Annotated in this window: 11 protein-coding genes; 10 read left to right on the top strand and 1 reads right to left on the bottom strand. The window is 47.0% G+C overall.

Going from position 1 to position 12,188, the window contains the following annotated elements:
* Positions 1 to 4: 4 nt before the first annotated feature.
* Entirely contained in the window at positions 5 to 652 is a 648-nt protein-coding gene (locus tag BF9343_RS03755; protein WP_010992202.1) for an HAD family hydrolase, read from the bottom strand.
* 205 nt (positions 653 to 857) lie between these two features.
* Between BF9343_RS03755 and BF9343_RS03750 the strand changes: the two genes are divergently transcribed.
* The 10 genes from BF9343_RS03750 to nuoH all read left to right on the top strand — a co-directional run bounded on the left by BF9343_RS03750 (position 858) and on the right by nuoH (position 12,183).
* Positions 858 to 1,154, top strand: a complete 297-nt coding sequence (locus BF9343_RS03750; protein WP_010992201.1) for a hypothetical protein — start codon at positions 858 to 860, stop codon at positions 1,152 to 1,154.
* Complete coding sequence (locus tag BF9343_RS03745; RefSeq protein ID WP_010992200.1) at positions 1,151 to 2,494, top strand: alpha/beta hydrolase; 1,344 nt, start codon at positions 1,151 to 1,153, stop codon at positions 2,492 to 2,494. The genes BF9343_RS03750 and BF9343_RS03745 overlap by 4 nt, the downstream gene beginning before the upstream one ends.
* Before the next feature lie 498 nt (positions 2,495 to 2,992).
* Positions 2,993 to 4,939 (top strand): 1-deoxy-D-xylulose-5-phosphate synthase, encoded by a 1,947-nt coding sequence (gene dxs, locus BF9343_RS03740; protein WP_010992199.1) that lies wholly within the window; start codon positions 2,993 to 2,995, stop codon positions 4,937 to 4,939.
* Between the two features lie 38 nt (positions 4,940 to 4,977).
* On the top strand, positions 4,978 to 6,318 hold the full coding sequence (gene trkA, locus BF9343_RS03735) for a Trk system potassium transporter TrkA (protein ID WP_005785058.1): 1,341 nt from the start codon (positions 4,978 to 4,980) through the stop codon (positions 6,316 to 6,318).
* 4 nt (positions 6,319 to 6,322) lie between these two features.
* Positions 6,323 to 7,774: a TrkH family potassium uptake protein gene (locus BF9343_RS03730; RefSeq protein WP_008658690.1), complete on the top strand. Its 1,452-nt coding sequence runs from the start codon at positions 6,323 to 6,325 to the stop codon at positions 7,772 to 7,774.
* A 186-nt stretch (positions 7,775 to 7,960) separates the two neighbouring features.
* Complete coding sequence (locus BF9343_RS03725) at positions 7,961 to 8,338, top strand: hypothetical protein (RefSeq protein WP_005785055.1); 378 nt, start codon at positions 7,961 to 7,963, stop codon at positions 8,336 to 8,338.
* Between the two features lie 143 nt (positions 8,339 to 8,481).
* On the top strand, positions 8,482 to 8,832 hold the full coding sequence (locus BF9343_RS03720; RefSeq protein ID WP_005775585.1) for an NADH-quinone oxidoreductase subunit A: 351 nt from the start codon (positions 8,482 to 8,484) through the stop codon (positions 8,830 to 8,832).
* Positions 8,823 to 9,413 (top strand): NADH-quinone oxidoreductase subunit B, encoded by a 591-nt coding sequence (locus tag BF9343_RS03715; RefSeq protein WP_008769486.1) that lies wholly within the window; start codon positions 8,823 to 8,825, stop codon positions 9,411 to 9,413. Before BF9343_RS03720 ends, BF9343_RS03715 begins: the two co-directional genes overlap by 10 nt.
* A gap of 21 nt (positions 9,414 to 9,434) precedes the next feature.
* Complete coding sequence (locus BF9343_RS03710; protein ID WP_005785050.1) at positions 9,435 to 11,027, top strand: NADH-quinone oxidoreductase subunit D; 1,593 nt, start codon at positions 9,435 to 9,437, stop codon at positions 11,025 to 11,027.
* Between the two features lie 79 nt (positions 11,028 to 11,106).
* A complete protein-coding gene (gene nuoH, locus BF9343_RS03705; RefSeq protein WP_005785048.1) occupies positions 11,107 to 12,183 on the top strand; it encodes an NADH-quinone oxidoreductase subunit NuoH in 1,077 nt (358 codons plus the stop codon).
* Positions 12,184 to 12,188 lie beyond the last annotated feature (5 nt).

The raw sequence follows: 12,188 nt of genomic DNA, 5'->3' as shown, positions 1-12,188 counted from the left end.
TCTATCAAACAATAGACAAAATAGTTTCCGCCTTGTCTACTATATAATCCGGACAGAATGATTCAAGCTCCGTACGGGGGCGGAATCCCCACGTGACTCCACAGGAAGTAACTCCGCTATTGATAGCCGTCTGCATATCCACTCCCGAATCGCCGACATACAGCACTTCGTCTTTCGAAACACCGGCAATCCGCAAAATATCATGCACCACAGCAGGATCCGGCTTCACCTTCACTCCCTCACGCTGCCCAAATACAGCAACAAACCGGATTCCTGGGAAATAATGTGCTATCAGCTTCTCGGTGGCTGCCTGATATTTATTGGAAGCCACGGCCAATTTGTAATCTTTATCCTGCAATGTTTCCAACAATTCCGGAATTCCCGGATAAGGGCGACTCTCGTCGGCATTATGCCGGTCATAATGCAAAAGAAATTCTTTACGAACGCGGAGCACATTCTCCTCGGTTTTCTCTCCTTCGGGTAATGCACGCTCAAACAATTTGTTGATGCCGTTACCTACCATGAAGTTATAGGAAGCGACTTCATGAGTCGGATATCCCAAAGTTTGCAGAGCATGATTCGTACTATGTGCCAAATCGGCAATGGTATTCAATAAAGTACCATCCAAATCGAATATTATCAGTTTCTTCATATCTTTATACCTCTATGTTTACGACAAAGATACGGATAATTCAGCGGTAACTTTACTGCCATCCCACCTACAAGCTTTATAATAATTGTTAACGGAAAAACAGAATCAGTCCGAAAAGCTCCTTTTTCAAAGAAAATATTTTAAGTTTGTGAAATAGCAACAAAAAGGGAAGAATTTGAACTTAAAAACTGAAAAGGAGACGCTTATGGGATCAAAGAAAACAGACTTAATGCGTATTTCATATTTTGTAGCCATCGTGATATTGGTATGTCTGATAGGTAATCTCAAAGACCTTTGGCTACAATCGTGGACCGACCTGATCATCTATCTGATAGTCCTGTTTGCCGCCGCCGAATGTCTGTTCAGTACGTTTGCACGCATCCGTGCGGTCGGAGAGCAAAAACAGCCCCGTTGGCTGACTTCTATCTCCCTGCTGATTTACGGAATCCTTTTCCTCGGAACTCTATTTTTTATCGGAGATTTCTTAATAAACAAGTTATGACAAAGAAAAATCTACTCAAAGGAATCTGCCTGCTATGGCTATTGCTGGCAGTAACTCCTGTATTGCAAGCCCAGGATCGTGCGCAACAGGCATCCGAACTTCTCGACCGACTGATTGCAGGCCAAGGAGACAGTGTGTATGTACATCTGGACGATAACATCCGGAAAATGCTTTCCGTAGAGATGTTGAACGGACTGTTCAAGCAATTGGAACAACAAGCAGGTAAGTATCAGTCGCACGGAGAGTGGAACACCGAACCAATAAACGGTATGACTGTTTATTATTGCGACGTTAAGTTCGAACGCTTACCATTGCGTTTTCTCACAGCGTTCAATCCGGACGGAAAGGTGAATACCATTCGTTTCGTACCTGTTCCGCCTGAAAAGACCACTCCCCCGACGACATCGGTACAAGATAAAATAAAAGAGACAGACATACAGGTTTGTACGGGGAATTTCAAGCTTCCCGGCACACTGACTCTTCCTAAAAACGGCAAAGATCTGCCGGTAGTCATTTTGGTACACGGTTCGGGGGCCAGCGACCGGGACGAAACGGTAGGGGCCAATAAACCTTTTCGGGACCTCGCGTATGGACTGGCCGAGCGTGGAATAGCCGTGATCCGTTATGACAAGCGTACCAAAGTATATGGAGCCGACAGCGCACCTGCAGGCAAAGAAATTACTTTCGATGAAGAATCAGTGGATGATGCCCTTTCGGCAATTAAACTTGCCCGTTCCATACCGACAATAAATCCCGAACGGATCTACATTCTCGGACATAGCCTGGGAGGCACCTTGGCTCCCCGCATCGCCCAACGTAGCGATAAAGTTCCGGCAGGGATTATTCTGCTTGCCGGTGCAGCCCGTCCACTCGAAGATCTGTTTATAAGTCAGGTGAAGTTTCTCGCCTCTGCACTCCCATCGACTAAAGATATTGAAAAGGAAATAGCCGAACTACAGAAACAAGTGGACAACGTGAAAAGGCTGGGTACAGACACATTCGACATTACAACTCCTTTGCCCATGAATCTCTCTCAAGCTTACTGGATGCTTGCCAATCAATATAAGCCTCTGGAAGTGGTCCGAAAACTGACTCTCCCCATACTTGTCCTTCAAGGCGAACGTGATTATCAGGTCACCATGCAAGATTTCGAATTATGGAAATCCGCCCTGGCAAAGCATCCGAATGCGATATTTAAATCTTATCCCCGACTCAATCATCTGTTTCAGGAAGGAGAAGGGAAGTCAACCCCTCTTGAATACAGCCGTCCCTCCTCTATTCCTTCTTACGTGACGGATGACATCGCAGCTTTCATCAACCGACCCAAGCCCGGTAACTGATGACAACGGAAACAACAGTTCCAACAAACAAGCGTTATTTATCCGTACAAGATCACCCATCCCCCATCCTTCTCAATCGCCCCTTCCTTTCTTGAAAATCGGCATCGGTATCATTGTGGTTTTGATAAATACCATCTATCATCACACCCGGACAAGCAGGATAGCAGAAAAACTAGAAACAACAACGATCCACTCTGTATCAACAACTTAAACGACTTCACTTTCAGTATATAAAATGCTTGATTTAACAGAGTGTTAAAACAAGCGTTTTGTTTGCAAAGAACAAGTCTTTTAAACACAAAACACTTCTTCTTTGCCAACAAAAAGAAAACACCCGGAAAACCGCATTAACAATGTTAACGAAAGAGGAGACCACATTTATAAGTCCATAAGGTTGTCAGTCCGCCTCCCTTTCCACTCTTACTTATTAAATTTCCAATCAAAAAGATGCTCCTTCCGCTTTCTTTTACTAAATTTGCATTTAAATTTGCCCGAATCATGAAGAATGAACCAACATATAGCTTGCTAAACGCCATCAATTATCCCAAAGACCTGCGCCAACTGAGCGTAGATCAATTGCCGGAGGTATGCGAGGAATTAAGGCAGGACATCATTAAGGAACTATCGTGCAACCCGGGACACTTCGCTGCCAGCCTCGGTGTGGTAGAACTGACTGTAGCACTGCACTATGTGTACAACACTCCTTATGATCGTATTGTCTGGGATGTGGGACATCAGGCCTACGGACACAAGATACTGACCGGACGGCGTGAAGCTTTCTCTACCAACCGTAAACTAGGCGGTATCCGTCCTTTTCCCTCACCGGAAGAGAGTGAATATGACACATTCACTTGCGGTCATGCCTCCAACTCCATCTCGGCAGCGTTGGGTATGGCAGTGGCAGCCGAGAGAAAAGGAGAAAAAGACCGCCATGTAGTAGCCGTTATCGGTGACGGATCCATGAGCGGAGGACTTGCTTTCGAAGGATTGAACAATGCTTCATCGACTGCGAACAACCTGCTGATCATACTCAATGATAATGACATGGCCATCGACCGCAGCGTAGGCGGCATGAAACAATATCTGTTCAATCTCACTACTTCGAACCGATACAACCAACTGCGTTTCAAGACATCCCGCCTGTTATTCAAAATGGGATTACTCAATGAAGAACGTCGGAAGGCCTTGATAAGATTGGGAAACAGCCTGAAATCTCTGGCAGCCCAACAGCAGAATATCTTCGAAGGAATGAATATCCGATACTTCGGTCCCATCGATGGACACGATGTAAAAAACATAGCCCGTATCCTGCATGATATTAAAGATATGCAGGGACCAAAGATTCTACACCTCCACACCATCAAAGGAAAGGGATTTGGTCCGGCAGAAAAACAGGCTACTATATGGCATGCCCCGGGTAAGTTCGATCCGGTAACAGGAAAACGTATTGTAGCCAATACGGACGGGATGCCTCCCCTGTTTCAGGATGTATTCGGGCATACGCTGGTAGAACTGGCGGAAAAGAACAAACGGATCATGGGAGTCACCCCCGCCATGCCGAGCGGCTGCTCCATGAACATGCTGATGGATCGTATGCCGGATCGCGCCTTTGACGTAGGCATTGCCGAAGGACATGCCGTGACTTTCTCCGGAGGTATGGCAAAAGACGGATTACTGCCCTTCTGCAACATCTATTCCTCGTTTATGCAGCGGGCTTACGATAACATTATCCATGACGTAGCGATACAAAAACTAAATGTAGTATTCTGTCTTGACCGCGCCGGGCTGGTAGGTGAAGACGGTCCTACGCACCACGGTGTGTTCGACATGGCTTATCTACGCCCGATCCCCAACCTGACTATCTCGTCACCGATGGACGAACATGAGTTGCGGCGCTTGATGTATACTGCCCAATTGCCCGACAAAGGACCTTTTGCCATCCGTTATCCGCGCGGGCGGGGTTCGTTGGTGGACTGGGAATGTCCGTTGGAAGAGATTCCGGTGGGAAAAGGACGGAAACTAAAGGACGGAAACGATCTGGCAGTAATTACAATCGGCCCTATCGGCAAGTTGGCTGCCCGTGCCATCGAACGTGCTGAAGCAGATACCGGCATTTCCGTAGCGCATTATGACCTTCGTTTCCTCAAGCCGCTCGATGAAGAGCTACTGCACGAAGTCGGCAAAAAGTTCCGCCATATCGTAACGATAGAAGATGGAATCATTAAAGGAGGTATGGGATGCGCCATACTCGAATTTATGGCCGATAACGGATATTATCCCGAAATCAGGCGCATCGGTGTACCGGATCAGTTCATTGAACACGGATCGGTGCAGCAACTCTACCACTTGTGCGGGATGGATGAAGAAGGAATTTACAAGGTAATTACTAAAAACAAATTACGAATGGATGCTCCTGTGGAAAGCTGCATGGCTACCCATTCTTAATCCCCCAATACGCAATAGAACCGCAATTTGCAATCACAATGAAGATAATTATTGCTGGTGCCGGAGCTGTAGGCACCCATTTGGCTAAATTACTCTCACGCGAGAAACAGGACATCATCCTGATGGACGATGACGAAGAGAAACTAAGTACGCTTAGTTCTAACTTCGACCTGATGACTGTTACGGCCTCTCCTTCGTCCATATCAGGACTGAAAGAGGTAGGCATCAAAGAGGCAGACCTCTTTATCGCCGTCACTCCCGATGAAAGCCGGAATATGACCGCGTGCATGCTTGCCACCAATCTGGGAGCCGAAAAGACAGTAGCCCGCATCGACAATTACGAATACCTGCTGCCAAAGAACAAAGAGTTCTTCCAGAAACTGGGTGTCGACTCCCTTATTTACCCGGAAATGCTGGCTGCCAAGGAGATCGTATCATCCATGCGTATGAGTTGGGTGCGCCAATGGTGGGAATTTTGCGGAGGATCACTTATCCTGATCGGTACAAAGATGCGTGAAAAAGCCGAAATACTGAATGTCACGCTGGCCGAACTGGGTGCGCCGGATATTCCCTATCACGTAGTAGCCATCAAACGGGGCACCGAAACCATTATCCCCCGTGGAGACGATACCATCAAACTGCACGATATCGTATACTTCACCACTACCCGGAAATACATCCCTTACATCCGAAAAATTGCCGGAAAGGAAGAATATGCCGACGTACGCAATGTGATGATTATGGGCGGCAGCCGCATCGCAGTCCGTACAGCACAATATGTACCGGATTACATGCAGGTAAAAATTGTGGATAACGACATAAACCGCTGTAACCGCCTGACAGAGTTGCTCGATGATAAGACCATGATTATCAACGGAGACGGACGGGATATGGACCTGTTGATTGAAGAGGGACTGAAAAACACGGAAGCTTTCGTAGCCTTGACCGGTAACTCTGAGACCAATATCCTGGCCTGCCTTGCCGCCAAACGCATGGGAGTGAGCAAAACAGTGGCGGAAGTAGAAAATATCGATTACATCGGTATGGCGGAAAGCCTGGACATCGGCACGGTAATCAATAAAAAAATGATTGCCGCCAGCCACATCTACCAGATGATGCTCGATGCAGACGTTTCGAATGTGAAGTGCCTGACCTTTGCCAATGCGGACGTAGCAGAGTTCACAGTACCCGAAAACGCCAAAATTACCAAAAACAAAGTGAAAGACCTGGGACTACCCAAAGGGACCACTATCGGTGGCCTGATCCGCAACGGAGAAGGTATACTGGTTACGGGTGATACCCTTATTCAGGCAGGTGACCACGTCGTCGTATTCTGCCTCAGCATGATGATCAAGAAGATAGAAAAGTACTTTAATTGATGGTATGATAAACTCTAAAATGATATATCGCATCACAGGTTTCCTCTTACTGATAGAGACAGGCCTGTTACTTTGCTGTGCAGGTGTTTCGCTGATATACCGCGAGGATGACCTGAGCAGTTTCCTGTTGTCGGCAGGATTGACTACTTTAGTCGCCATCCTTCTGCTGGCTCTTGGCAAAGGAGCCGAAAAACAACTTAACCGCCGAGACGGATATGTCATTGTCAGTGTAGCATGGGTCGTGTTTTCCTTATTCGGAATGCTCCCGTTCTACCTCAGCCATTATATACCAAGCATAACCAATGCCTTCTTCGAAACGATGTCCGGATTCAGCAGTACCGGAGCCACCATTCTCGACGATATCGAAGCACTGCCCCACGGACTTCTCTTCTGGCGAAGCATGACACAGTGGATAGGCGGATTGGGCATTGTCTTTTTTACCATTGCCGTACTGCCCATTTTCGGTGTGAGCGGCGTACAACTCTTTGCCGCCGAAGCCAGCGGGCCTACCTACGATAAAGTACATCCCCGTATCGGTGTGACGGCCAAATGGATATGGACTATCTATGCCGGACTGACAGCCATTGAAGTGATTCTCCTGTTATTCGGAGGCATGGGACTGTTCGACAGTATCTGCCACTCGTTTGCCACGACCGGTACAGGAGGTTATTCTACCAAGCAAGACAGCATAGCCTATTACAATTCACCTTATATAGAATATGTGATAGGTGTTTTTATGTTTCTCTCCGGAATCAACTTTACGCTACTTCTCCTGCTATTTACCGGTAAACTGAAGAAAGTATCTCAAAATGCCGAGTTAAAGTGGTACGTGATGTCAGTGATTCTCTTTACCGCATTCATTGCGGCAGTGCTCTACCGCACCACCCCGATGGGAGCTGAGGAATCTTTCCGCAAAGCCTTTTTTCAAGTAGCTTCGCTGCATACTTCCACCGGATTTGTAACAGCCGACTACATGCAATGGGTACCGGTACTTTGGGGTACCCTGACTGTCATCATGCTGATAGGTGCCTGTGCCGGAAGCACCACAGGAGGTATGAAATGCATCCGAATGGTGATTCTGGCCAAAGTGTCACGAAATGAATTTAAACACATCGTACATCCGAACGCCGTACTTCCGGTGCGGGTGAACAAACAGGTCATTTCTCCTGCCATCCTGTCGACGGTACTGGCATTCTCATTCATCTATGCCGTCATCATCATTGTCAGTGTACTGTTGATGCTGGCAATGGGCGTAGGTTTCACAGAATCTATCGGGACGGTGATTTCAAGTATCGGAAATATGGGACCGGGATTGGGGAGCTGCGGTCCGGCCTATTCATGGGACGGACTCCCTGATCTGGCCAAATGGTTATTGTCGTTCCTGATGTTACTGGGACGTCTGGAACTATTCACCGTCTTACTTTTATTCAGTTCTGACTTTTGGAAAAGGAATTAGAAACAAGTAGAGAAGCTTCATTGTTGTATCATACAAGATAATATATAGTAGAGGCGGGTCAGAAATCGGTTGATAATCCCTCCAACTTCTGACTCCCTTGATTTATTAAAAAACCTTTTTTGTCACGTGGAGTTTGCAAAAGAGATAAAATTAAATTCTATATTTGCAACCGTTTAAGAAATAGGAATGAAACAAAACTTAAAATATTATATAATAATAGTGCTTGCCGTGCTGCTTCATTCGGTAACGATGAAAGCGGCAAACACCTCTTATATAATAGAAGATCCGGACCAGGAAGAATGTTTCATTTCGCAAGCTACTCCTGCAAGCCGGAATATCCTGGAACGCTTTCATTTCTATTGCACCATTATGCCCTGTGAAATGGGGCATGCAGATATTTCTCATGTACCAACGGACAAAAGTTTTATCCGTCCTGAAATGATCTTTCATAAATACAGAATGAGAAATAATCCTTTTTCTGTCCATTCAAATCACTCACATACATACAATCCGTCTGATCCACTGACCTACTATGTCTACGGATTAAGGAAAATCATCATTTAAAGAGTCACAAACCACGAGTAGCCATGCTATCATGTAAACTGTTTCACTGATAGCTGTCAATACTCTTTCAATCAGTTGTCACTCAGAGGTGTGTCAACTTATTGCTTACTTCAGATTATTCAATCTAAACATACTATTGGATTATGAATTTTACATTGTTAGTTGTCGTTCTGCTGACCGCAATTGCCTTTGTCGGTGTGGTGATAGCCCTTTCAAACGCTATCTCGCCGCGGTCGTATAATGCACAAAAGTTCGAAGCGTATGAATGTGGTATCCCTACGCGCGGTAAATCATGGATGCAGTTCCGTGTAGGATACTACCTGTTTGCCATTCTGTTTCTGATGTTCGATGTCGAAACAGTATTTCTGTTTCCCTGGGCCGTCATAGCCCGTGACCTGGGACCTCAGGGATTGATTAGTATTCTCTTCTTTTTAGTTGTGTTGGTTCTGGGCCTTGCCTATGCCTGGAAGAAAGGAGCACTGGAATGGAAATAATGAAAAAGCCTAAAATAAAGTCTATCCCGTATGAAGACTTCATCGACAACGAATCGTTGGAAAAGATGGTCAAAGAACTCAATGAAGGCGGTGCAAACGTCTTTGTGGGAGTACTTGACGATCTTATCAACTGGGGACGCAGCAACTCGCTGTGGCCACTTACTTTCGCAACCAGCTGTTGCGGTATCGAATTCATGGCACTGGGTGCCGCGCGTTACGACATGGCCCGCTTCGGGTTTGAAGTAGCCCGTGCCAGTCCGCGCCAAGCCGATATGATCATGGTATGCGGCACCATTACCAACAAAATGGCTCCGGTACTGAAACGTCTGTATGATCAGATGGCAGATCCCAAATATGTAATTGCCGTAGGAGGATGTGCAGTAAGCGGAGGCCCGTTTCGCAAATCCTATCATGTGGTGAACGGAGTAGACAAGATTCTCCCGGTCGATGTATATATTCCCGGATGCCCTCCCCGCCCGGAAGCATTTTATTACGGTATGATGCAACTGCAACGGAAAGTGAAGATAGAGAAATTCTTCGGAGGAGTAAACCGGAAAGAGAAGAAACCTGAAGGGAAATGAATCTGCTTTAATTAGTAAAATATGGAAGAAATAAAATACATAGAACCCGCAGCACTACACGACGAAATGCTGCGTCTGCGTAACGAAAAACAGATGGACTTCCTCGAAAGCCTAACGGGTATGGACTGGGGAGTGGCAGACGAAGGTGACGCACCGAACGTAACCCGGGGACTTGGAGTAGTCTATCATCTGGAATCGACCGTAACCGGCGAACGCATCGCGATAAAAACATCCACAAATAACCGCGAAACTCCGGAAATACCTTCCGTCAGTGACATCTGGAAAGCGGCCGACTTCAACGAGCGTGAAGTTTTCGACTATTACGGCATTGTATTCATCGGACATCCCGACATGCGACGTCTTTATCTGCGTAATGACTGGGTAGGCCATCCGATGCGTAAAGATAACAACCCGGAGAAAGACAATCCGCTACGTATGGACAATGAAGAGACGTATGATACGACCCGGGAAATAGAGCTGAATCCGGACGGAACGTATCAAACTCAGGAGAATGTGATCTTCGATGACCGTGAATACGTAGTCAACATCGGGCCACAGCACCCGGCAACCCACGGAGTGATGCGCTTCCGCGTCTCACTTGAAGGCGAAACCATCAAAAAGCTCGACGCCAACTGCGGATATATACACCGTGGGATCGAGAAGATGAACGAAAGCCTCACCTATCCGCAGACTTTGGCACTGACCGACCGGCTCGATTATCTGGGAGCACACCAGAACCGCCATGCACTCTGCATGTGCATCGAGAAAGCAATGGGTATCGAGGTCAGCGAACGCGTGAAATACATCCGTACCATCATGGACGAACTTCAGCGTATCGACTCTCACCTCCTATTCTACTCCTGTCTTGCCATGGACCTGGGCGCATTGACAGCCTTCTTTTACGGATTCCGTGACCGTGAAATGATTCTGGATATGTTCGAAGAAACTTGCGGCGGACGTTTGATAATGAACTACAATACCATTGGAGGTGTACAGGCAGACCTGCACCCGAACTTCATCCCGAGAGTAAAGAAGTTCATCCCTTACCTGCGTGGAATCATCCACGAATATCACGACGTATTCACCGGCAATGTCATTGCCCGGCAACGTCTGAAAGGTGTAGGGGTGCTGAGTCGCGAAGATGCCATTTCTTTCGGATGTACCGGTGGAACAGGCCGTGCCAGCGGCTGGGCATGTGATGTACGCAAACGTATGCCTTACGGCGTATACGATAAGGTGGATTTTAAAGAAATCGTTTATACCGAAGGCGACTCTTTTGCCCGTTACATGGTGCGTATGGACGAAATCATGGAGAGCCTGAACATTATCGAGCAATTGATTGACAATATTCCGGAAGGACCGATACAGGAGAAAATGAAACCCATCATCCGGGTACCGGAAGGAAGTTACTATACCGCCGTTGAAGGCAGCCGCGGTGAATTCGGAGTGTTCCTCGAGAGTCATGGCGACAAGACACCTTACCGTTTGCACTACCGTTCGACGGGGTTGCCACTGGTTTCGGCTGTCGATACCATCTGCCGGGGAGCTAAGATTGCCGACCTGATCGCTATCGGCGGAACGCTGGATTATGTGGTACCGGACATCGACAGATAAGAAAGCCCTGACGGCTCTTATCCTAAATCCGGATCACTCCAATCGTAAATAGTAAATCGTCTAATCGTAAATATAGTATATGTTTGACTTTAGTATAATAACAAGTTGGATACACCAGACATTAACCTCCGTCATGCCGGAGGGATTGGCTGTATTCATAGAATGTGTCGTTATCGGGGTGTGCATTGTGGCTTTGTACGCCATACTTGCCATTCTCCTTATTTATATGGAACGCAAGGTGTGCGGTTTCTTCCAGTGCCGACTGGGTCCGAACCGCGTAGGAAAGTGGGGAAGCATCCAGGTGCTCTGCGATGTGCTCAAGATGCTGACCAAAGAGATCATCGAACTGAAGCATTCGGACAAATTCCTTTATAACCTGGCTCCGTTCATGGTGATTATCGCCTCATTTCTCACCTTTTCGTGCCTGCCTATCAGTAAAGGGCTGGAAGTGCTGGACTTCAACGTAGGTGTCTTCTTCCTGTTGGCAGCTTCGAGCATAGGCGTAGTGGGTATCCTGCTGGCCGGCTGGGGTTCGAACAATAAGTTCTCACTGATCGGTGCTATGCGAAGCGGTGCACAAATCATCAGTTATGAATTGTCTGTCGGACTTAGTATTCTCACAATGGTGGTCCTGATGGGTACCATGCAGTTTTCTGAGATTGTGGAAAGTCAGGCTAACGGATGGTTTATCTTCAAAGGACACATCCCGGCCCTGATCGCTTTCGTTATCTATCTGATAGCCGGCAACGCAGAATGTAACCGTGGTCCGTTCGACCTTCCCGAAGCAGAAAGTGAACTGACGGCAGGATACCATACCGAGTATTCGGGTATGCACTTCGGCTTCTTTTATCTGGCCGAATACCTGAATATGTTCATCGTAGCTGCCGTAGCCGCTACCATCTTCCTGGGAGGCTGGATGCCGCTGCACATTGTCGGGCTGGACGGATTCAATGCAGTGATGGATTATATTCCGGGATTCATCTGGTTTTTCGGAAAGGCATTCTTCGTAGTGTTCCTGCTGATGTGGATCAAATGGACTTTCCCGCGTCTGCGTATTGACCAGATACTAAACCTGGAATGGAAATATTTGGTACCAATTTCAATGGTCAATCTGGTAATCATGGTATTAATCGTAGTCTTCGGACTGCACTTCTAACCCGG

It is taken from the genome of Bacteroides fragilis NCTC 9343, assembly GCF_000025985.1.
Taxonomy (GTDB): Bacteria; Bacteroidota; Bacteroidia; order Bacteroidales; family Bacteroidaceae; genus Bacteroides; species Bacteroides fragilis.
The sequence above is the reverse complement of the archived record's forward strand: the minus strand, read 5'-3'. Positions and strand labels throughout refer to the sequence as shown.